This is a genomic window from Serratia sp. C2(1) (genome assembly GCF_036352655.1).
GTDB lineage: Bacteria > Pseudomonadota > Gammaproteobacteria > Enterobacterales > Enterobacteriaceae > Serratia > Serratia inhibens.
Map to the genome: position 1 here is coordinate 2,602,121 of NZ_JAZFBA010000001.1, position 22,183 is coordinate 2,624,303.

At 57.6% G+C, this 22,183-nt stretch carries 21 protein-coding genes; 11 read left to right on the forward strand and 10 right to left on the reverse strand.

Going from position 1 to position 22,183, the window contains the following annotated elements:
• Positions 1-226 precede the first annotated feature (226 nt).
• Positions 227-1,114: a threonine/homoserine exporter RhtA gene (rhtA, locus tag V2S86_RS12135; RefSeq protein WP_330762611.1), complete on the forward strand. Its 888-nt coding sequence runs from the start codon at positions 227-229 to the stop codon at positions 1,112-1,114.
• 144 nt (positions 1,115-1,258) lie between these two features.
• The gene (gene nanQ / locus V2S86_RS12140) at positions 1,259-1,726 is read left to right on the forward strand and encodes an N-acetylneuraminate anomerase (protein WP_330762612.1); all 468 of its coding nucleotides are present in this window, start codon (positions 1,259-1,261) and stop codon (positions 1,724-1,726) included.
• Positions 1,727-1,730: 4 nt separating this feature from the next.
• Here nanQ and V2S86_RS12145 read toward each other — a convergent pair whose 3' ends face one another.
• Positions 1,731-2,270, reverse strand: a complete 540-nt coding sequence (locus tag V2S86_RS12145) for an adenylate kinase (RefSeq protein WP_330762613.1) — start codon at positions 2,268-2,270, stop codon at positions 1,731-1,733.
• Positions 2,271-2,665: 395 nt separating this feature from the next.
• On the opposite strand from V2S86_RS12145, the gene dps reads away from it, so the two are divergent.
• The 5 genes from dps to glnQ all read left to right on the forward strand — a co-directional run bounded on the left by dps (position 2,666) and on the right by glnQ (position 6,220).
• Entirely contained in the window at positions 2,666-3,169 is a 504-nt protein-coding gene (dps, locus tag V2S86_RS12150; protein WP_330762614.1) for a DNA starvation/stationary phase protection protein Dps, read from the forward strand.
• Positions 3,170-3,354: 185 nt separating this feature from the next.
• Positions 3,355-3,621: a DksA/TraR family C4-type zinc finger protein gene (locus V2S86_RS12155; RefSeq protein WP_330762615.1), complete on the forward strand. Its 267-nt coding sequence runs from the start codon at positions 3,355-3,357 to the stop codon at positions 3,619-3,621.
• 371 nt (positions 3,622-3,992) lie between these two features.
• On the forward strand, positions 3,993-4,736 hold the full coding sequence (gene glnH, locus V2S86_RS12160) for a glutamine ABC transporter substrate-binding protein GlnH (protein ID WP_330762616.1): 744 nt from the start codon (positions 3,993-3,995) through the stop codon (positions 4,734-4,736).
• Between the two features lie 105 nt (positions 4,737-4,841).
• Entirely contained in the window at positions 4,842-5,501 is a 660-nt protein-coding gene (gene glnP, locus V2S86_RS12165; protein WP_330762617.1) for a glutamine ABC transporter permease GlnP, read from the forward strand.
• A complete protein-coding gene (glnQ, locus tag V2S86_RS12170; protein WP_006322077.1) occupies positions 5,498-6,220 on the forward strand; it encodes a glutamine ABC transporter ATP-binding protein GlnQ in 723 nt (240 codons plus the stop codon). The genes glnP and glnQ overlap by 4 nt, the downstream gene beginning before the upstream one ends.
• A 114-nt stretch (positions 6,221-6,334) precedes the next feature.
• Here the strand turns inward: glnQ and V2S86_RS12175 are convergent, their stop codons facing one another.
• On the reverse strand, positions 6,335-9,343 hold the full coding sequence (locus V2S86_RS12175; protein WP_330762618.1) for a DUF4214 domain-containing protein: 3,009 nt from the start codon (positions 9,341-9,343) through the stop codon (positions 6,335-6,337).
• A 228-nt stretch (positions 9,344-9,571) separates the two neighbouring features.
• Positions 9,572-10,537: a 23S rRNA (adenine(1618)-N(6))-methyltransferase RlmF gene (gene rlmF / locus V2S86_RS12180; RefSeq protein WP_330762619.1), complete on the reverse strand. Its 966-nt coding sequence runs from the start codon at positions 10,535-10,537 to the stop codon at positions 9,572-9,574.
• A gap of 120 nt (positions 10,538-10,657) precedes the next feature.
• Between rlmF and V2S86_RS12185 the strand changes: the two genes are divergently transcribed.
• A complete protein-coding gene (locus V2S86_RS12185; RefSeq protein ID WP_004942223.1) occupies positions 10,658-11,296 on the forward strand; it encodes a flavin reductase family protein in 639 nt (212 codons plus the stop codon).
• A gap of 163 nt (positions 11,297-11,459) precedes the next feature.
• Positions 11,460-11,720: a multiple stress resistance protein BhsA gene (gene bhsA / locus V2S86_RS12190; RefSeq protein WP_330762620.1), complete on the forward strand. Its 261-nt coding sequence runs from the start codon at positions 11,460-11,462 to the stop codon at positions 11,718-11,720.
• Between the two features lie 66 nt (positions 11,721-11,786).
• Here bhsA and V2S86_RS12195 read toward each other — a convergent pair whose 3' ends face one another.
• The 4 genes from V2S86_RS12195 to V2S86_RS12210 are packed head-to-tail and all read right to left on the reverse strand — an operon-like array spanning position 11,787 to position 16,805.
• The gene (locus V2S86_RS12195; RefSeq protein WP_330762621.1) at positions 11,787-13,643 is read right to left on the reverse strand and encodes a M3 family metallopeptidase; all 1,857 of its coding nucleotides are present in this window, start codon (positions 13,641-13,643) and stop codon (positions 11,787-11,789) included.
• A gap of 49 nt (positions 13,644-13,692) precedes the next feature.
• Positions 13,693-14,652, reverse strand: coding sequence for a DNA-binding protein YbiB (ybiB, locus tag V2S86_RS12200; RefSeq protein ID WP_330762622.1), 960 nt, complete (start codon positions 14,650-14,652; stop codon positions 13,693-13,695).
• A 38-nt stretch (positions 14,653-14,690) separates the two neighbouring features.
• Positions 14,691-15,323, reverse strand: a complete 633-nt coding sequence (locus tag V2S86_RS12205) for an FMN-binding negative transcriptional regulator (protein WP_330762623.1) — start codon at positions 15,321-15,323, stop codon at positions 14,691-14,693.
• A 60-nt stretch (positions 15,324-15,383) separates the two neighbouring features.
• Complete coding sequence (locus tag V2S86_RS12210; protein WP_330762624.1) at positions 15,384-16,805, reverse strand: MFS transporter; 1,422 nt, start codon at positions 16,803-16,805, stop codon at positions 15,384-15,386.
• Between the two features lie 98 nt (positions 16,806-16,903).
• Between V2S86_RS12210 and V2S86_RS12215 the strand changes: the two genes are divergently transcribed.
• On the forward strand, positions 16,904-17,740 hold the full coding sequence (locus V2S86_RS12215; RefSeq protein WP_330762625.1) for a helix-turn-helix transcriptional regulator: 837 nt from the start codon (positions 16,904-16,906) through the stop codon (positions 17,738-17,740).
• 2 nt (positions 17,741-17,742) lie between these two features.
• Here the strand turns inward: V2S86_RS12215 and V2S86_RS12220 are convergent, their stop codons facing one another.
• Positions 17,743-18,372 (reverse strand): LysE family translocator, encoded by a 630-nt coding sequence (locus tag V2S86_RS12220; RefSeq protein ID WP_330762626.1) that lies wholly within the window; start codon positions 18,370-18,372, stop codon positions 17,743-17,745.
• Positions 18,373-18,477: 105 nt separating this feature from the next.
• A complete protein-coding gene (locus V2S86_RS12225; RefSeq protein ID WP_330762627.1) occupies positions 18,478-19,401 on the reverse strand; it encodes a DMT family transporter in 924 nt (307 codons plus the stop codon).
• Positions 19,402-19,538: 137 nt separating this feature from the next.
• Between V2S86_RS12225 and V2S86_RS12230 the strand changes: the two genes are divergently transcribed.
• Entirely contained in the window at positions 19,539-19,973 is a 435-nt protein-coding gene (locus tag V2S86_RS12230; RefSeq protein ID WP_330762628.1) for an Lrp/AsnC family transcriptional regulator, read from the forward strand.
• Here V2S86_RS12230 and dinG read toward each other — a convergent pair whose 3' ends face one another.
• Positions 19,974-22,172: an ATP-dependent DNA helicase DinG gene (gene dinG / locus V2S86_RS12235; RefSeq protein ID WP_330762629.1), complete on the reverse strand. Its 2,199-nt coding sequence runs from the start codon at positions 22,170-22,172 to the stop codon at positions 19,974-19,976.
• Positions 22,173-22,183: the final 11 nt, after the last annotated feature.

Here is a 22,183-nt window from a genome sequence, read left to right on the forward strand (position 1 = left end):
ATTCTACTCTTTTGTGTGACAACAATCACCTATTTAATATCCAGACAATTCCGAAATAAATGCGCACTTTTTGACCAAATCCGCTTGTTTAGCGCAGAGAAGTGGCAGCTTTTATCGTTTCGCACGCTTTTCGCAGACACATTTGCCTCATTTCATTTACACTGCCCTTATCCAGATTTCGACTGTCTTCCCAAGGCTGTGGAAGGCGAACAAAAGGCTCATAAGGATGTCTGCGTCTACACCCGCTAAAGCGCCTTCCGCGCTGCTCCCCCTCTGTTTGTTAATCATCGCCATGGTATCGATCCAGGGCGGCGCCTCGCTGGCCAAAAGCCTGTTTCCGCTGGTCGGCGCGGAAGGGATCACCACGCTGCGCCTAAGCATCGGCACGTTGATTCTGTTTATTATCTTCCGCCCATGGCGCATGCGTTTCGCCGCCGGCAGCCGCCTGCCGCTGCTGGTCTATGGCCTGGCGTTGGGCGCCATGAATTACCTGTTTTACCTTTCGCTGCGCACCCTGCCGCTCGGTATCGCCGTGGCGCTGGAGTTCACCGGGCCGCTGGCGGTCGCCATGTTTTCCTCACGCCGCGCGATCGACTTTTTATGGGTAGCCTTGGCGCTGGTCGGGTTGTGGTTCCTGTTGCCACTTGGCCATGATATGGGCAGCATCGACCCGTTCGGCGCGGCCTGTGCGCTTGGCGCAGGCGCCTGCTGGGCGGTCTATATTATTTTTGGCCAGAAGGCCGGCGGCGATCACGGGCCGGGCACGGTGGCGGTCGGTTCACTGATAGCCGCTTTGGTATTCTGCCCGATAGGGGCCTGGCAAGCCGGTAGCGTATTGCTGAATGTCGATATTCTGCCCACGGCACTGGCGGTGGCGATCCTCTCCACCGCACTGCCTTATTCGCTGGAGATCATCGCACTGCCCAAAATCCCGGCGCGTACCTTCGGCACTCTGATGAGCCTCGAACCGGCCATGGCGGCGCTTTCCGGCATGCTGTTCCTTAATGAGCACCTGACCCTGGTGCAATGGCTGGCTCTGGCGGCGATTATCGCGGCATCGATGGGCTCGACTCTGACCATCAAATCCAAACCGCAAATCGAAAAACTGTCCTGAAAATCGGCTACGCCCGCATTTACCGAAAGCGGAATGCTGGCGGGTTAACTGTTTTCGCACTGATAAGCAGGCATACTATTCCCGCAGCAACCGACGCTTTTTATGGAACCCAACCCGGCTGGGTTGATCACATGGAGAACTAAAGTGATTTATAACACCCTGTTTAACCCACGCTACGGCCGTGGCATGTCACCGATATTGGTTAAAGCCCTTACAGCCCTCCGTCAATACGATCTGCCTGAGCTGGCGCTGGGGCGGCATGAGATCGAGGGCAAGAAGCTCTTTATGGAGGTAATGTCGCTGACAACCGGGCCGGCACAAGCCCATCGGGCCGAACTGCATCAGGAATATGCCGCTATCCATCTGTTAATCAGCGGCGAAGAGCGCATTGATTACGGGCTGCCGGGGGGTTGGCAAAGCGAGCAGCCCTACGACGAGAAGCAGGATCTGCAGCTGTTGGATATCAGCCGCCATCGCCAAACGCTGCATATGTTTCCCGGTATGTACGCCATCTTCTTGCCCCATGAGCCGCATCAACCCAACTGCCAGTTGACTGCCCCAACGGTTATCAAGAAAGCGGTGGTGAACGTGCATTACAGCCTGCTGCTGTAGTCGATTAACCCTGGGGTAAAGAACGAATAAATTCCCGGGCCTGCCCAGGCGAACGCAGCCGAATGAAACGGATATGCCCGTACCGGGCATTATTCATATCATCAAGGTAACTGGCCCGATTTTTACGGTAGGTTTTGAGGGTCCACAGAATTATCGAATCGCGGCTGAAAAAAGATCGGCGAAAACTCTCACGATTACCGGTGCCGGGCCACAATTCAGTGCGAGTCCAGGCGCGCATGGCCGCGCGGCGCACCGCCTGAAACAACGTGCGGCAGACCCCGTAATCCACCCACACGACCCAATCGACCTCACGCCACTTGAGGGATTTGGTTCGGGTATAATTGCCGTCCAGCACCCAGCCGCTGTCTGCCTCGCCCAACACCTGGGCGAGGCGGGCCAAAAATTCGTCATCCGGCGTGCCTTGCCAGTCTCGCCGCCAAAACAGCCTATCCAGCTCGATATAAGGGACTGCGAATTTTTCTGCCAACTGGCGCGCTACCGTGCTTTTGCCACTGCCGCTGGTTCCCACTACGTTAATTTTCATAGGATTATAGCGATAAAAATGAGGGGAATTATTTTAACCAGATGTTATCAAGCTATCAACCTGAATTAACAGTCAATTAATACGCTGACACAATAATGAGCCGTTAAACATATTTTTTCATGGAAAATAAAAATCACAATGGTAATTTCCCTCACATTTTAATTATTATCAAATCTCCTTTCAGATTTCACCTTAAAACATAAAAATAGATAAAATTCAGTACATTAACCAAATAAAGAAGATGAAAGCACTGGGATTTTCTTTTTAAGACTAATTTTCCATTCGTTATGTCCTATTTATCCAATAGCCATTTTCGTGCTGCAAGAATGAATATGGCTGCTATAATTATTTCCGTGACAAAAATAGGACAACGACCCACAAAGAGGATATCTGATATGAGTACCGCTAAACTGGTGAAAACGAAATCTTCTGATCTGCTTTACACCCGTAATGACATGGAAGAAAAAACCAAACTGGCTGCTATCAAGGCGCTGAACCATCAGGTGGTGCAGTTTATTGACCTGTCGTTGATCACCAAACAGGCACACTGGAATATGCGCGGTGCCAACTTTATTGCCGTCCATGAAATGCTGGACGGGTTCCGCACCGCGATCACCGAGCATCAGGATACCTTCGCCGAGCGCGTAGTGCAGTTGGGCGGCGTGGCGCTGGGTACCGTGCAGGTGGTGAACGATAAAACGCCCCTGAAAAGCTACCCAACCAACATCCACAGCGTGCAAGAACATCTGAAAGCCTTGGCGGATCGTTATGGCGCGGTGGCGAATGACATTCGCAAGGCCATCTCCGAAGTAGAAGATGAAGATACTGCCGATATGTTCACTGCCGCATCACGCGATCTGGACAAGTACCTGTGGTTTATCGAATCCAATATTGAATAAGCCCAGGTAAGCGTCATCCCCAACCCCTTTACGGGATTAAACAGGCTGCGGGCTTTTCCCCGGCCTGTTTTTCTTTTTACGCCGCTTGAATTGCTCAAAAAAACGCCCATAGTAGACTTAATCAGGCAGCGACTGGTCGCGTTATATACAGAGGAATACGGCGAAGACACCGAAGCGAGGTCACCATGGCAAACGGATGGGCGGCGGATGGCGCCGTACAGGACCAAATCGATTCCACCGTTGATGACGCAGTGCAACGTGCACGTCATGCGCTGGGTCAAGGTGAAAGCGAACGTTATTGTCAGGAGTGCGGCGAAGAAATCCCCCTGGCGCGCCGCCAGGCGTTAAAAGGCGTCCGCTATTGTCTGCTCTGCCAAACCGAACGGGACAAAAAACAGGCCGACAGCGGCTTATATAACCGGCGCGGAAGCAAAGACAGCCAGTTGCGCTAAGCTAGCGGCAAATCAAGATCGCCGGGTTGTGAAACCCTTTTCTGTACTTATCGAACACTCCTGCACCATATGCAACAACCATGAATCATAAAAGTTAGAGTTAGTTATCAATATTGAAGCGAAACTGTTAACTATCGGTTGTTTCACCCCCATTATTTGGTTAATGATAGGCCAATGCACCAGCACGAAACCCCAGGCACCATTTTGGGGCCTCAATTTGGTGCATAAAAATAATAATACGCCGTTACGGCACAACATCGCATCACAACTCTTTGTTTTTATAGTAGTTGCAAACATGGCACGATTTTTTCATGGCACCAACTGCAATATAAAAAATGGGTAATCCGCAACCTGTACAGGAAATTCCTCACATGAAGTCAATTTTCAAAGTCTCCCTGGCCGCACTTTCGCTGGCTTTTGCCGTAAGCTCCCACGCAGCAGATAAACTGGTCGTCGCAACCGATACCGCATTCGTTCCTTTTGAATTCAAACAAGGCGACAAATACGTTGGCTTCGATATCGACCTGTGGGCCGCGATCGCTAAAGAGCTGAAACTGGATTACACCCTGAAACCTATGGATTTCAGCGGCATTATCCCGGCGCTGCAAACCAAAAACATCGATTTGGCGCTGGCGGGCATCACCATCACCGAAGAACGTAAAAAAGCCATCGAGTTTTCCGACGGTTACTACAAAAGCGGCCTGTTGGTTATGGTTAATGCCAACGACGACAGCGTAAAAAGCGTGAAGGATCTGGACGGTAAAGTGGTCGCGGTGAAGAGCGGCACAGGCTCGGTGGATTACGCCAAGCAGAACATTAAAGCCAAAGATCTGCGTCAGTTCCCGAACATCGATAACGCCTATATGGAACTGGGTACCAAGCGCGCTGACGCGGTACTGCACGATACGCCAAACATCCTGTACTTCATCAAAACCGCAGGCGCAGGCAAGTTCAAAACCGTCGGTGAATCACTGGAAGCCCAGCAATACGGCATCGCCTTCCCGAAAGGCAGTGACGAGTTGCGCGTGAAGGTGAACGGCGCGTTGAAAACGCTGCGCGACAACGGCACCTACAACGAAATCTACAAAAAATGGTTCGGTACCGAACCTAAATAACGGGTGAAGTGAGCCACTGTTTAACCTGAGCACGGGGGTTGTGCCTTAGCCCCTGCGCTTTGTTGTATCTGATTCCCAGCGTTGGGATCATCGGGAGAAAACACCATGCAGTTCGACTGGAGCGCCATCTGGCCCGCCATCCCCATTCTGTTAGAAGGTGCCAAAATGACCCTGTGGATTTCGGTCCTCGGTCTGATTGGCGGCCTGATCATCGGCCTTGTCGCCGGCTTTGCCCGTACCTACGGCGGTTGGATTGCCAACCATCTCGCCCTGGTGTTCATCGAAGTGATCCGCGGTACGCCAATCGTGGTGCAGGTGATGTTTATTTACTTCGCCCTGCCAATGGCGTTCAGCGATTTACGCATAGATCCGTTTAGCGCGGCGGTGGTCACCATCATGATCAACTCCGGCGCCTACATTGCGGAAATTACCCGCGGTGCGGTGCTGTCGATCCATAACGGATTCCGTGAAGCGGGCCTGGCCTTGGGTTTGTCGCGCCGTGAAACCATCCGTTACGTCATTATGCCGCTGGCGCTGCGCCGCATGCTGCCGCCGCTGGGTAACCAGTGGATCATCAGCATTAAAGACACGTCGCTGTTCATCGTGATCGGCGTGGCGGAACTGACCCGTCAGGGCCAGGAAATTATTGCCGGTAACTTCCGTGCGCTGGAAATCTGGAGCGCCGTAGCGGTTATCTATCTGATTATCACCCTGGTGCTGAGCTTCGTTCTGCGTCGTCTGGAAAGAAGGATGAAAATCCTGTGATTGAATTTAAAAACGTCTCCAAGCATTTTGGCCAAACCCAAGTGCTGCACAATATCGACCTGAAAATTAACCAGGGTGAAGTCGTAGTGATTATCGGGCCTTCCGGCTCCGGCAAATCCACGCTGCTGCGCTGCATCAACAAACTGGAAGAGATCACCAGCGGCGATCTGTTCGTCGATGGTCTGAAAGCCAACGATCCCAAGGTCGACGATCGCCTGATCCGTCAGGAAGCCGGCATGGTGTTCCAACAGTTTTACCTGTTCCCGCACCTGACGGCGCTGGAAAACGTCGCCTTTGGTCCGATCCGCGTACGCGGTCTGAAAAAGTCTGAAGCGGAAAAACTGGCGCGTGAGCTGTTGGCCAAAGTGGGCCTGGCGGAACGCGCGCATCACTATCCTTCCGAACTGTCCGGCGGCCAACAGCAGCGCGTGGCTATCGCCCGTGCGCTGGCGGTAAAACCGAAAATGATGCTGTTCGACGAACCCACCTCGGCGCTTGACCCGGAACTTCGTCACGAAGTGCTGAAAGTCATGCAAGATCTGGCTGAAGAAGGCATGACCATGGTGATCGTGACCCACGAAGTCGGCTTTGCCGAGAAAGTGGCGTCGCGTCTGATCTTTATCGACAAGGGCCGTATAGCCGAAGACGGCAACCCGCACGATCTGATCAACTCGCCGCCAAGCCCGCGCCTGCAAGAGTTCCTGCAGCACGTATCCTGATTTACCCTGCTCAGTGGCGGGCGCGCGTTCTGCGCCCGCCGTTTCTCAACAGGCGATGCCGCTTTCTTGTGCCGCATAACCTGCACCGTCGTGATAACTACCACAACCTAAAACTCAGGCCACCAACAGCTCTTCCGTTGCCGCTGCACCGGTTAGCTCCACCTGTTGCGGAACATAGCGCAGTTCGCTCAGCAGCGTTTGGTGATCCTGCCCCAATAACAGAATCACGCTGTCGGCGGCATCCAGCCGATGATCGTCATTGTTGTCGATAATTATGTAGCTGCTGTTTTTATCGGCCAGTACGCTGCCCACCCCTACCTTGGCGCTGAGTGCATCGATACTGCCCAAATCCAACAACGCCGCCAGCAGTTGGCTTGCGCTCCCTGTCTGCTCGGCCGTCAACTCGCCTACCCGGGTTTCGATATCTTCACCATTGCTGGTGCCGTAATCCGCCAATGCGCTCCCGCCGGCATCATTGGATAAACGTAACCCGGACATAACATCAGTAAAGCTGTCTCGTTCCAGCGAAAAATCCCTGAGCGTCACGCCAGAAGCCGCCGTGCTTGATTGCAGGGTGAGGTTATTTTGCCCCGCTCCGACAACGAGGGTGGTATCACCCATGATGCTGAAATGGTCATTACCCCCTCCCCCCTTCACCAGCAGTTGCTCGCCCAGCAGACCAAGCTCTCCCAATAGCGGTTCCAATTTCGCCTGAGCCCCTCCGCTCAGCGGCAACAAATCCAGCATTTGAATCAAGGTACCGTTACCGCTGCCGCCATGAGCGGCATTCAGGGTGAATGCATTGCCGACAAACGACGAAGCGTCAATCAGACCTACATTGGCGTATCCCTCCCCGAGCGTCAGGTCAAAACTCGCCTTGCCGGACAGCACGATGTCATGCAGCTGTTCATTGCTGCCGGTCAACGTCAGGGCGTTACGGCCCCAAGCCGCCGCGGTGATGGCGAGCAGCTCCAGCGGGTTTTCACTGCCGTGAGATCCCAACGCCAACGACCCGGCATCTCCACGGCCGGAAAACAGCAGATCGAACCTATGGGTGGCATTTGCCACAAAGTCGATCTCAAGCCGGCTATCCGCCTGATCGCCCACGCTGCTGATTTCAAGCCGGGCCGCATCCGCATTGGCGTTAATCACTTTGACATTATCCGCCCGAGCGGAAAGCAACAGTCCGCCGCTCCCCAGATCCTCCGCAGCCCGATCCTGAATGACGTACCCCCCTCGGGTGCCCTCTACTGTCGCATGGCCGCTTAGCACGCCGTAGTCAAAAACATGGGCAGCGGTCGCCAATTTCTCTGTCTTGATCCCACTCCAGCTGACCTTGTTCAGCGTAGCTTCAGCCTGGCCGATATAACCGGCCAGATCGAGCTGTTCAAAATGGCTAAAATTGGCGGCATTGCTGGTGACCGTGCTGACACGCATCCCCCAAAGATCCAGTGTGGAAGTGAGTTTGACGATCAGATTAGCGGACAGGATATCCAGACCGGCTCCGCCGTCCGCCCCCAGCAGTGCCCCGACATGGTTGGCGCCACCGGTAGAGTTTCCGGCCCACAGCAGGCTGTCGTTGCCCTCGCTCAGATTAAAATGCCCGGTTCCAGCGGCGACGTCGGCCAATGCCGTTAACTGTACCTGATCGCCACCGTAAGTGCCGTCGAGAGTAACGTTCGCGTTATTGACCGTCACTTCCACGCCATATCTGACATTCGGGTTGTTGTGCAATTGAATGGCCGCTGCGCTGTCCCCGTTGATAATCAAATAGGAAAGTTGGGCGGCATAGCTCAGATCTACAGTGACATCCGCATCCGCATTGAGGAAAACCCGGAACAGCACGGCGGTTTCCGCGTTGCTCAGCGAATGCCCGGTGTGGGTGTTTACCGTCCCGTACGCGTTTCCGCCCTCTTCGCTGGTACTGAGCGAAGCCGTGGTTTTATAGGCCAGACTCTGCCCTATATCGCGTGCAAACGCCCATTGTTCGCTCTGCGTTATGCCACCGTTCGCAGCGGCAGTCACCAAATCTTCAATCACCGCCTGCGTTATCAGTCCCTTGTCGTCGCCCAATGCCCGATAGTGCGCCAGTTGTTGCTCATCCGCCGCCCTGCCGTGAACGGCCTGGTACACGTGCTGAATAAAGGCATCGCCCTGCAGAGAGCCAACCTGCTCCTGAAACTCGGGGGTTGCCAACAGTGCGGTGACCAACTCAGGGTAATTGAGAGTGCCGGAGGCCAGAATCTTGCTCCAGGTATCCAGCGAGGTGGCGTCAATACTCCGCTCAGGAATGGCACGAAACAGCGCGGCTATCTGTTCCAAATATACCGTCGCGGGCAGCTCTCCCGGCTGATACTCATAACCGGCATCCTTAAAATGCTGCTGCGCAGTTCGGTCCTCCGGCGCCACGACGCCGCGCAGTTGGTCAATCATGACAACCAGCAGATCGCCACGCGTCGCCCCTTCCGCCAGGCGGTGCTGATAATCTGCCAGTTCCGCCGCCGTTGGCGAGCGTTCAAAACCCTGCTCGAACAGCCGCAGAATAAAATCGCTGTCAGACAGGTTATTGATCGGCAGAGTCTCTATTTTTTCCTGCGCCAATCCGGCCAGATCTGCGCCCTCGTTGAGCTGGCGCCCGTACTGATTGAGTTCATCGGCCAGCCATGGCGCCTTTAGCAGATAGAACATGGCCAGGGCATCCCCCGCGCCGCCTGCGGCATCTGCGGCAACGGAGGGATATAGCCCCTCGGCAATCCGCTGCTCCAGGGCATCGCGTTGCGCCAAAATGACCGGATCGTTGCCCAGATAATTAGCCAGATCGATCACCACACTGGCGACCGCACTGTTGAAATGGCCCAGCGTAAGCAGCCCGTTGATGTAATCCGGATCGGGGGAGGCGTTATAAACCGAGAAGTAGATCGAGGTGAGGATAGCGTATTCGCTCTGGCCGTTCATCCAGTCGGCATCAGGCTGACTCATTAAAATGCTGGCCATATAGGCCGGCGGCTGGCTGCCTATATCAAATTGACTGTCGTAATAGTCGATTTCTGAAACCGTCGGTAGACGCCCAAAAATGCCAATAATCAGAGCGCCGATCTCTTGCTGCGTAGATAAAGGAATCATAATAACTCCTGCTAATGTGTCGAGTAATGGATACGGCACATCGGTGCCGCAAACCTCTCCCCTGTTTCCAGGAAAGAGACGATGCACACTGCTGGAATGGTTATTATTGGTGTCCCTACAGTTAAGGAACCTTAATGGAGTATGTCAAGAAAGGAGACCAGGCTTCCGGCCAGTATGGGGGCTGCCTCCCATACTGGTAAATATTCGTGCAGACTCGGCGATTGGCGATTAACGCCAGCGTTCCGCCGCCCAGGCGGCTTGCTGCTCGGCGTCATGGAAGGTCCAGGCAACGAAACGGCTGATCTTTTGCCCCTGCGCCATCTCGATGGTGCGCACTTCCACCGCGCCCGCCAGCTTCAGTGCGTGGTAAATGCTTGGCAGAGTAGTATTTTTGGAGATAAGCGAGGTAAACCACAGGCAGTTCTGTGCCTTGCCGACGCTCTCCTCAACCATCTTGCGCACGAAGGCTTCTTCGCCGCCTTCACACCACAGTTCGTTATTCTTGCCGCCGAAATTCTGTATCGGCTTATCCGCCACTTCGCCTTTGCCCAGTTTGTGCAATTTAAGACGAGTGCTGGCGCGCGCTTCCTGTTCTGAACCGTGGAACGGCGGGTTGCACAGCGTAGCGTCAAACTTCTCCGCTACGCCGATAATGCCGTTAAGAATACACTCCGGCTGTTTCTGCAGGCGCAAACGCACGCTGTTTCGCAACGTCGGGTTCATCTCTACGATCATTTTGGCCGAATTGAGCGATACCGGGTCGATCTCCGAACCGGTGAAGCGCCAACCGTACTCGCGCAGGCCGACGATCGGATAAATGCAGTTGGCGCCAATGCCCACGTCGAGGATCGCCACGCCTTTACCGCGCGGGATCTCGCCACCGTTGCTGGTGGCCAGCAGATCCGCCAGATGGTGCAGGTAATCGGCTCGCCCAGGGATCGGCGGGCAGAGGTAATCGGCGGGAATATCCCAGTGTTGGATACCATAAAAATGTTGCAGCAACGCACGGTTGAGCATTTTAACCGCCGCCGGATCGGCAAAATCGACCGAGATATCGCCCCAGGCGTTCGGCTTGACGAACGGCCCCAGAGCCGGGCAACTGGCGATCAGCGCCGGAAAATCATAGCGTGAGCGATGACGGTTACGCGGGTGCAGGCCGCTTTTCTGCTGCGGGAAGGTTTTCTTTTTTTCCACCGTGACGGGCTCTCTTCAAAGGCATTTCTGGCGCGTAAGATACCATAAAGCGACGTCAAACTTGCAGCCGACGAGAAACCCGTCAAAATAAAAGCTCGGTTTATCCACACCAGGTCGTTTATGAGCAGTGAGTCCCGTTATTACTATGAGCCCGCCGCAGGCCACGGTCTGCCGCACGATCCGCTGAACGCCATCGTCGGTCCGCGCCCCATCGGTTGGATCTCCTCGGTCGGCGCCAATGGCCAGCGCAATTTGGCGCCTTACAGCTTCTTTAACTGTTTCAACTACCGCCCGCCCATCATCGGCTTCGCCAGCACCGGCTGGAAAGACAGCGTGGCGAACATCGTGGAAACCGGAGAGTTTGTCTGGAACCTGGCGACACGCCCGCTCGCCGAGGCCATGAACAACAGTTCCGCCAGCCTGGCGCGCGGCGAAGATGAATTTGCCTTTGCCGGCGTAACGCCGCTGCCCGGTCGGCGCGTGAAGGCCGAGCGCGTAGCGGAAAGCCCGGTCAACTTTGAATGCCGCCTGACGCAGTGCATTCAGTTGCAAAGCGCCGCCGGCGAGAAGGTGGAAACCTGGCTGGTGCTGGGCGAAGTGGTCGCGGTGCATATCGACCCTGCATTGCTGGACGAGCATGGCGTTTATCAAACCGCCGCTGCCGAACCGATCCTGCGCGCCGGCGGGCCGAGTGCCTACTATGGCATTTCGGAACAGCACCGTTTCGATCTGCTGCGTCCGGATGCCCTGAAGCGCTGAACAAGCCCCCTTTCTTCCGCAGGAGGAAGGGGGAATTAACAATCAAAAAATCTGAAAAAGATTATCAATACTCTCCGATTTCATCCTGCCTGTCACTGCGCAATAATCACTCCATCGAAAGGCAACCCCTTTCCCCCTTACAAACTTGACAGGAATGACTCTCATGAAAAACATCAAAACTTTTGCTGCTGCTATCGCTCTGACTACCCTTTCTTTCACTTCTTTTGCCGCTGAACACGTCAGCGCACAAGACGCCGCCCAGTTCGAAAAAGCCGGCGTGATCACCGCCAGCGGCGCTACCGACCTGAGCAGCCTGAAAGCTCAGTTGGCAGCCAAAGCCGATGCGGCCGGCGCCAAAGCCTTTACCATTACCTCCACCAGCGGTAATAACCTGATGCATGCCACTGCGGTCATCTACAACTAACCATTTGTTGCAGATAAAAAAAAGCCCGCCGATACGCGCTATCGGCGGGCTTTTTTCAATGGGTTGTCAGCCCAGGCGAGCGTTAATCGCCGCAGCGAAATCACGGCACATCTGCTCGTCGCCCCCGGCGTTATCCGCCAGCACTTTATCGCCATCCACCACCCGGATATGCGCCGCCAGATCGAAATCCGCCGCCGGCTGCGGCCGGGCGGCAGCATCGGCAATGGTCTGCCGCGCCTCCTGCCAGGCCTGCGCTACCGTCTGGTTACAGGCCTGCGCCAGGTAGTCCGGGTTAAAGCCTTCGCCGGTCAGGCTGCGCAGCGTATCGTCGTGGCTGACGCCGTTGCCCGGCAACCAGTAGTGGCGCGCCAGATCCGGGCCAATTGCCGGATTATCGGTCAGATAACCGTCGCGCTGCAGGAAGAATTGGCGCGTCTGCTCGACCGCCATCAACGCCAGCAGATAGCCCTGATAGGAACAGGCCGACTCCAGCGACAACAGATGCGGGATCGCCAGCGTCGGGCGCGGGCTGCCGCTGATACCCAGTATTTTGCTTTCTACCTCGCGCGCCAGCGCGGTAATCGCCTCCGGCGTGCGTTGTTCATCCTCCCACTGGTACAGCGCCCATTCAAAGTAAGGCACCAGCAAGATATGGCGTTCGTTGAAGGCTCGCATCGGTTGGCGTGCTGCGATACTGGCCTCAATCAGCGCATCCGGCACCGGTTCGCCGGCGGCGTTCTTCGCATAGCGTTTCAGCCAATCGGCATCGTCCAGCAGGCTGTCGCAGAACATCGACTGGGTTTCGGCATAGGCCATTGACGTCGGCGGAAACTCCTGCGAGAAACAGGGCGCATTCTGACAAATATTGGCAAAGTGCGCGGCGTGCCCGCCCTCATGGAACAGGGTGTTCAAGCCATGAGCGCCGCTGCCTACCTGATCCGGCTGCGCCAGACTGGTAAAGTTAATCCGCGCCGGCAGCCATTTGCCCTGCTGGATAAACGGCGGCACCGGTCCGTGCATAAAGCCGTTCTCATACTTGCCGGGGCGCACCAGCAGATCGAGATCCATCTGCGCACCGCGAAAACCGATGTGCAGCCGTTTGAAGCTGTTGATCCAACGCTCCAGCGACTGAGCAAACGGGAAATAGGGATCCAGTTGACGGGTCACGTCACCGGCGCTGGCATAACGCAGGTTCCAGGGTTCCAGCGCCTGCGCGCCCTTCTCCGCCGCCAGCTGTTGCAAGCTGCGTGAGTTGGCTTCCCGGGTCTGAAGCTCGAAACGATCGAGGATGGCGAACAGCTGTTCCGGCGTCATGCGCTCGGTTTTGTTCACCTTGTAGTCGAAATAGTTGCGAAAACCCATCTGGCGTGCAAAGCGGTTGCGCAGGCTAATCAGCTCCGGCAGGCCGTTGTGCAGCAGCCACTGCTCCAACTCGCGCAGCGCCTCTTGCGAGCTGCGGCGGTAATCTTCGTTTTCATTGGTGGCCTGATTGGTCAACAGCTCGCCAAGCGAAGCATTTACCCGCTGCCCTGCGGCATTCAGATGGCTGACCGGGGTGGCCTTGCGCCGGGAATAAAGATCCGCCTCGGCGCTGATGATCTGATCCAGCAACGTTTGCGCTTGCGCATCCTCAATCGCGTTGCAGTCGAAGAAACGCAGCCAGCCGTTCAACCCGTGTTGCAGCGCGTCACGCTGCGCATCCTGCGGCAGGATCTCCAGCCCGGCCAGCAGCCGGCGAATTTCAGCCAACCGACGCGGTTCGCCGATAAAACGTTTGTAGGCGCTCTCGGCCGCCGAGAAGCGCGCCGAAATTTCATCGCCGCCGGTGCCCATATAGTTCTGCCAGAACAGATCTTCTTTGGTGCGGTGAACGTCGAGGTAGTCCTGATTCAATTGATTGAAGTAATCGAGAGCCTGTTGCATAACCATCCTTTCGGCCAATATGCGTGATGTTCCAGTATAGCCAAGGGATTTACGCGCTGCGTAAACGCGCCAACCCTTGCTCCAGGCTGTCGACTTCCCCGGCGGCCAGCAGACAGCAGGCAATCTGGCGCTGGATCGCCAGCGGAATAGCCACCTCCCCCGCCAGGCAACGTTCGGTCCAGCGCGCGGTGGTTTCGGCATCCTTGGTCGCCGGCAGCTCCGGCGCCTCGTCCTGTGCCGGCCGCTCCAGTAGCACCTGCTGCTCGCCGTTGACGATGTAATGGATCTGCGGGCAGCGTTGCGGGTTGGCGTAGGCTTCCCCTTCGGTACCGTGCATCAGCAGCCCGCGGGCGCCAATCTGGCGAAAGAAGGATGCCACGCGGCCGACATATTCCGGATGCGATACGCTGGCGATGCGCAGCACATCCTGCTCGGCGAAGGGCGTCGCCAGTTTGGCCAGCGTATGGGCGCTGTTGCGCACCCCCATGCGCCAGCGCAGGCCAAGCTGCCTGTCCAGCGGGGCGGACAAGGCGCCGACCGGGATAAATACCGTTTCGCCGTTGTCCAGACGTTGCTGGGCATGGGCGGCGTCTTGCGACCAGGGCAGGCCCAGCGCACGGAAGGTTTCCGCGCTGGTGATGCGGGTGCTGTCATCCAGCACGCCGTGCACCACCACCGGCAGGCCGACGCGCGTCAGCAACAGCGCCAACAGCGGCGTCAAATTCGCCTGTTTGCGCGCGCCATTATAACTGGGCAGCACCACCGGCATAGGTCGCCCCTGCGGCGCCCGCAGGCGCATCACCTGCTGTTGCATCGCCTGGTAAAAACCCAGCATTTCCTCTTCGGCTTCCCCTTTGATGCGCATGGCGATCAGAATGCCGCCCAATTCCAGTTCACCCACCTCGTCGGCCAACATCTTTTGATAAAGCTGGAAGGCGGTTTCCCGGTCCAGATCGCGCGCGTGGTTCTTCCCACGGCCTATTTCTTTGATAATTTTGGTGTAATCCATCGCCTGCGTCCCCTGATTCAGTCTGGGATTAGCATACCCTATCCACGCCGCCGCTCAACCTCATCCGCCAACCGCTGCTGGTCGGCGTTACCGGCGCGCAGCCCGGCGATCACACCGTCAATATCTTCACTGCTGCGGTTCTGGCTCATCTTCCATTTGCCCTCGCGCCGGGTCACCGCGATTTCGATGCCGACAATGCCTTTGATCTGCGCGGCGATATAGTTCGCCGGGGCATCGTCAATCCGCCAGGGTTCAGGCTGCCGGCCTTCCTGCAATGCCGTTAATCCTTCCAGTTGCCGGCGCAACCAGCCCGCATCTTCGGTTACCCTGGGTACGCCATATAGCTGCACCAGGCTGTAATTCCAGGTCGGCACCGCCTTGCCGGTCTGGCGTTTGGTTTCGTACCAGCCCGGCGAGATATAGCCCTCCGTCCCCTGAAACACCACCAGGCACTCCTGCACCCTCTGCAACTCTTGCCAGTGGCGATTGGCGCGTGACAGGTGCGCCCGCAGGCAGAGGTTTCCCTGTGCGTCGATATCAACCAAAAACGGCAGCGGATCCGCCACCAGCCCTTGCTCACCCTGGCTGATCAACATGCCCAGCGGGTTGGCGCGCACCAGTGCCATTTGTGTTTCCAGGTCATCTTCACGGAATGAGGCGGGTTGATACATGCGTTTGGCTCCTTTGACGTCGAGTAGAAGCCACTAGCAATAACACCCGCCGGCGGTGTGCTAAAGAGCCAGTTTACGCTGTTGTTGGATGATCCACCTCAGCAGCACAAAAGCCACCCCCATCGCCGACAGGTTGTAGATCATCGCGCCGGCAAATGCCTGCCCATAGCGATCCGCTCCGCCGCCCGCAGCCAACAACGGGACAAAAAACGCGCCGCTGGCGGCAATGCCCAGCGCGCCGCCCACCTGCTGCACGGTGGAAATCACCCCGGCGGCCATGCCGGCCTGCTGCTCCTTTGCCAGCCCGAGCACCAGGTTAAGCAACGGCGTCATGCTCAATGCCTGGCCAAATCCCAGAATCACCAACCCCGGCAACAGCCGGAGCGGATTCGCCAGCGCCGCACCCCACAGCACCTGCACCACCAACAACGCCATCCCGGCGGCGTAAACTGCCACACCACCGGCCAAGACGCCGTTACCCCAGCGCTGCGCCAACGTTGGCGCAAGAAACGAGGCCAACATAAAGGCCGCGCTGGCGGGCGCGAACAAACTGCCCGCCTGAAACGGCGTCAGGCCAATCCCCGCCTGCAACAGCAGCGCAAAACACAGGAAGAACGAGGAAGCGGTAGAGTAAATTGCCAACACCACCGCGACCCCGGGGCCAAAGCTTCCCTGCCGAAACAGCGCAGGATCGAGCACCGCATCCCCGGTATGCCGCGCCAGCCGGCGTTCCCAACGCACAAAAACCCAGAGTACCGACACCGCCATTGCCAGCGCAGGCCACACCCACCAGGGCCACCCGCGCGACGGTCCTTCCAGTAACGGCACCAACAGCAACAACAAGCCCACAGCGGCCAGCAACAGCCCAACGCCATCCAGCCGCTGCGCCTGCTCGAGGCGCGATTCGGGAATGCGCCGCGCCGCCAGCAGAGCCAGCGCGCCAATCGGCAGGTTGATCAGGAAAATCATGCGCCAGCCACTGCCGAAAATATCGGCCTCAATAATGAAACCACCGAGGATCTGGCCGAAAATCGCCGCCAGCCCCAGCGTCATGCCCAACCAGGCAAAGGCGCGCCGCCGCTGTTGCGGGCCGTACAATACGCGCAGCAAAGCATAGATCTGCGGGAACAGCAGCGCCGCTGCCGCCCCTTGCAGAAAACGCGCCGCAATCAGCATGCCGAGCGACGTAGCCATGCCGCACAGCGCCGAAGTCAGGGTGAACCCCAACATGCCGAGGCTGAACAGGCGGCGACGGCCAAAGCGATCGCCCAGGCGCCCGCCGGCTATCAACAACACGCCGAAAGCCAGCTCATAGCCGGCGATAATCAGCCCCACGCCGGCAAAATCGGCGGCGAACTGCTGCTGGATAACCGGCGCCGCCACATTCACCACAAACAGGTCAAACACCGTCATAAATCCCCCCAACAGCAACACCGGCAGTCCAGGCAAGCCCCGATCGCCGCAAGATAATGTCTGTTCCATAACACCTCCCGAGATTACGATGGCGGCAGTATGGAACATGTCTTAAACTGTTACTATATAGCCAGTTATACTATTACTGAGAACAACAGGATTGCCGTATGCCGCCACGTACCCTCAACCGAACCCGTCAGGATCTGGCGGACTTTCTGCGTCAGAAGCGCGAGAAACTGTCGCCGCAGGCTGTCGGCTTGCCGAGCGGTAACCGACGCCGTACGCCGGGGCTGCGGCGCGAAGAGGTTGCGGCGCTGGCGGGCGTGGGCCTCACCTGGTACACCTGGCTGGAACAAGGACGGGAAATCAATGTCTCGGTGGATTTTCTGGAGAATTTGGCGCGGGTGTTAAAGCTGGATGCGACCGGGCGTTACCATCTGTTTTTGCTGGCGCATCAACGCCCGCCGGTACCGGTCGGCCATCAGTGGTGCCAGGTTTCACCGTTGGTACGCCGTCTGCTGGACGACCTGCGGTTGCGCCCGGCTTACGTGATGAACCTGAGTTGGGACATCATCGCCTGGAATCCGGCGGCGGAAAGGCTGTTCGCCATCGGCGATCGCCCGGCGGAACAGCGTAACATGCTGTGGATGCTGTTCGCCGACCCGCAACTCAATCAGCGGCTGGTGGAATGGCAGGCGCAGGCACCGCAAATCCTCGCCAGCTTTCGCCGCGACTATGCCCGCGCGCCAGATGACGCCACCATGCAGCAACGGATACAGGCGCTGGAACAGGTATCACCGCAGTTCCGCCAACTGTGGCAACAGCATGACATTCACGGCCGTTGCCAGGGGCAACGTACCTTCAACGTGCCGGGTGCCGGCCAGGTGACCTTTGAGCATGCGTCGTTTATCGTCGATGAGGAAAATCATTTGCGGTTGGTGATGTACAGCGCGCTGGCGCAATGCCCGGCCAGCGCGGCGTTTGAGTCGTTATTGCAGGCCTGAGGCTATTTGCGGCTGTCAAAAAGCAGCTTGCAGGCCAACCCGGCGAACACGCCGCTCAACAGGTAGTTCGGCCAACGTGCGCTGAAGCGGCGGCCGACAAAACGGCTTTTCATGCCGCTGACCGCCAGGATCACCCCGCCGTTAATCAGCAGACCCACCAGATTCAGTACCGTCGCCAGCAGCAGCATCTGCACCACCACCGAGCCGGCATGCGGATCGAGAAACTGCGGGAACAGCGCCAGAACGAACAGCGCCATTTTCGGGTTGAGCAGGTTGGTGAACAGCCCCTGGCGGAAAATTCGCGCTGTCGGCACAGCCGCTAACCCGGAAGATGCCTGCAGACTGCTGCCGGATCGCAGCGTTTTCCACGCCAGATACAGCAAGTATGCCGCACCCAACATTCTCACCGCATCATAGGCCAGCGGCATCGCGACAAACAGCTGCGACAGGCCTAACGCCGCCGCCAAAGCGTGGCAGTAGGTGCCAAGCTGGATGCCCGCCAGTGAAGCGAAGCCGGCGCGACGCCCCTGGCTGACGCTGCGCGAAGCGATTAGCAGCATATCCGGGCCTGGGGTTAGCGTTAACGCCAGGCAGGCGCCGGAAAACAATAAAAGCGTGGAAGCATCGACCATAAATCACCTGAGCAGAACGTGGCGGGAGCGAAGCTTTATCATAGCCACGCCATCGGCTTTTGCCAGCGCCAAATCAGTGCCGCGGCGATGTCATCCTCTCTCTTGCTATAACTGGTGCGGTTCGGGTGTCGGCTTGGCGCCCCGCTCTGCCCTTGGTCCCCTCCGGCGTTCTCCCAGCAGGTTCATGCCCGCAGCCGCCAACAGGATAATGGCAGCACCGGCAAACTGCAGCGCGACCAGCCGATGACCGAACGCCAGTCGGTCCACCAGCATGGCGTCGATCGGATAGATAAACGACAGCGATCCGATCAGGTTGGTCGGCAGTTTTTGGATCGCGCCGTACAACAGCACGTACATCAACCCGGTATGCAACACGCCAAGCGTGGCCAGCATGCCCCACTGCCCGGCCGTCGCCGGCGCGTGGAAATCCACCAACGGCAACAGCATCACCACGCCGACCGTCACCTGAATCAGTGCAATCAGATGCGGCGGCGTACCTTTCAGCCGTTTGGCCGCTAACGCCATCAGCGCATAAAAAAATGCCGCGCCGAGCGACAGCAAAATACCCAGCAGGTAGTTGCTCTGCTCGCCCGCCTGTTTGGGCTGAGCCAGCACCACCAGCATCATGCCGACAAACGCCAACGCCAGCCACAGCAGCTTGCGGGCGGTCAGTTTTTCGCCGAGGAACAACGCCCCCAGCGTCACCAGCATAAAGGGTTGGGTGTTGTACACCGCGGTAGCGATGGAAATAGACGCATAAGAGTAGGCGGCGAACAGCAGCAGCCAGTTGATCACCAGCGCCACGCCGCCGGCAATCGCCAGCAACAAAGTGGCGCGCGTCAGGCAATCGCGCCGCAACTGGCCCAGCGCCCCACAGATAGCCAACAGCACCAACGCGCCCACCGCACAGCGCCAGAACACCACGTTGATCACCGGCTGGCCGGACATCAGCACAAACCAGCCAATGGTGCCGGAAATCAGCATCGCGGCGATCATCTCCAACGAACCGCGCTTTATCTCTGCATTCATGGTTATTTCCTCAAGGTTAAGCCTATGCCCTTAGCTTGAGGTTTTTCCACGCAGGTTTCCATCGCATAAAAAAGGCCAATATGCTTAACTGCCTTTTTATCGCAGGCATAATAAACAAAATACCTAATGGAGAGCGTATGGATGATATCGATCGCCAGATCCTGACCATTCTGGCGGAAGACGCGCGAGCGTCGCTGAAAACTCTGAGCGCCAGGGCCGGGCTGTCGTCGCCCAGCACCTCAGAGCGGCTGCGGCGGCTGGAGGAAAGCGGCGTGATCCAGGGCTACACCCTGAACGTCAATCTGCAGGCGTTGGGTTACGCTTTTCAATCGCTGGTGCGCATCAAGCCGCTGCCGGGCATGCTGAAGAAAGTCGAGCAGATGATTCAGGAGATCCCCGAAGTGATCGAGTGCGACAAGGTGACCGGCGAGGACTGCTTTATCGTGCGCCTGGTGGCGCATTCGATGGATCAGCTCGACCACATCCTCGACAAGCTGGCCGAACGGGCGCAGAGCAACACCTCGATCGTCAAAACCACGCCGGTGAAACGCCGCTTGCCGCCGCTGCTGTGATTAACGCGTGCGCCGGCGCGTAAAGGGGCTCTTGCGCTTTTTGTCTTTTTTCTCCGCTTCGGCGGCAGACTTGAGCGCGGCCTTGTGGGCCTTGTCCGCTTCCGGCACCTCGCGCTGCTCAATCGGAAACACCGGCAACGCCGCCAGCAGCCGCGAACCGTAGCTTTTGGTCAGCAGGCGGCGATCGTAAATCACGATCTCGCCGTGGCACTCATTGCTGCGAATCAACCGCCCAACCTGTTGGATCAGGTTGAACGACGCGCTGGGCAGGCTCTGCACTTCAAACGGATAACGTTTGAGCGATTTTAGCCACTCGCCTTCGGTGAGGATCACCGGGCTGTCGATCGGCGGGAACGCGATTTTGTGAATATGTACCTGGGTCAGCAGCTCACCTTTCAGATCCAGCCCTTCGGCAAACGACTGCAGGCCAATCAACACGCTGGCCGTGCCCTTCTCGACCCGTTTGCGGTGTTCCTCCACCAGCCGGTAGCGCGGCTGATCCCCCTGCACCAGCAACATCAAACGCAGATCGGTGACGTAGCTGAGGAAGGTTTGCATCGCCCGGTGGCTGCTGAAGAGAATCAGCATGCCCTTGTGTTTGCCGCTGGCCTGCTCGGCGCGGAAGCAGCGCGCCATTTCTTCCAGGTGTTCCGCTTCGTTGGCCATCGCCGGCTCAAAGCGCATGTTCGGAATGACAATTTTGCCCTGTTCAACGTGATTGAACGGCGAAGACAGGGTTTCGAAGCGGTCACCGGCCTTTTCGCTCAACCCGCTCATTTCCTGCAGGCGCGCAAAGCTGTTCAGCGAACGCAGCGTCGCCGAAGTGATCACCACGTGCGGTACCTTGCGCCACAGCAACTTTTCCAGTTGATCGCTGACGCGAATGCCAACGCAGTGCAGATACAGGTGCGTCACGTTATCGCGCAGGTCGCGCGTGACCCATTTGGAGATCGGCGCATTGGAGGATTTATCCAGCGCCGCCAGCCGCCACAGTTTGCTCATCGCCTCCAGGTAGCCCAGCGTGCGGCTCATCTGAATGATCGAGCGGTGCAGGCGCACGATGTCGTGCTTGCCGGTCTGTTCGGTGAGATCGTTCAATATGAACTCCGCCACCCCACGCAAGGCATCGGTCAGCTTAAATAGCCTTGCACTGGTCTCCACCATCTCCGCCGGCAACTCGCCCATTTCGAACCGGTGTTCGGCGGGAGCGCTGTCGGTGGGCAGAAAGGCGCTGACCTGACGTTCGAAGATCTGGATCAGCTCGCGCAGCTCTTCGCAGTGGTTTCTCAGCCGTTCTTCATTTGCCAGCCCCGGCGGGTTTTTCGGCCGGTATTGCGTCATGCACTGTTCGACGTGGCGCACGATCATATCCAACTGCAGGTTGGTCGACAGCGCGGTGATTTCACCGTCAATTTCCAAGGCGTCACGCGCCACCTCCGGCAAATGATGGCCTTCGTCCAGCACCAGCAGCAGCTCTTTCGGATTCGGCAGCACCGATTCGGTTTCCAGCGCCGCCATCACCAGGGCATGGTTGGCCACCACCACATCGGCGGTTTCAATCTCTTTGCGGGCGATATAAAACGGGCATTCACGGATGTAATGGCAGTTGCGGCCCAGGCAGTTGGCTTTGTCGGTGCTCAGTTTGCTCCACAGCGGATCGTCGATCGTTAGCTGATAATGGTCGCGCAGGCCGTCCCACTCATGACGGCTGAGCGCCTTGGTCAACTTTTGGCACAGCGCCTGCTCTTCGCCGCTGGACGGCGCCAGTTCGTCATCGAGGAACAGCGTAAGGTCACCCTGTTCGCTGACGTCGGTGCTCAGCGCCGCCAGATTGCGCGGACAAACATAGCGCCCACGGCCAAAGGCACCGGTGAATTTCAGATCGGGGATGATCTTTTTCAGCAGCGGCAAGTCTTTGCTGTAGATCTGATCCTGCAGCGCCACGTTGGCGGTGCTGACCACCAGCGGCTTGCTCTCCGCACGGCCGACGGCGATCCCCGGGATCAAATACGACAGCGTTTTGCCGACGCCGGTCGGCGCCTCAATCGCCAGGTGGCGCGGGTAATCGCCGGCCAGCGTCTTGGCGACTTCGGCGATCATCTGCCGTTGCGGCGCACGGGAAATAAAATCCGGTATTTGTTGCTGCAGGGCTTTGTACCACTGGCCAATCTGATCTTTTACTGCGGGGGAGAGCGCCATTCAACTCTATG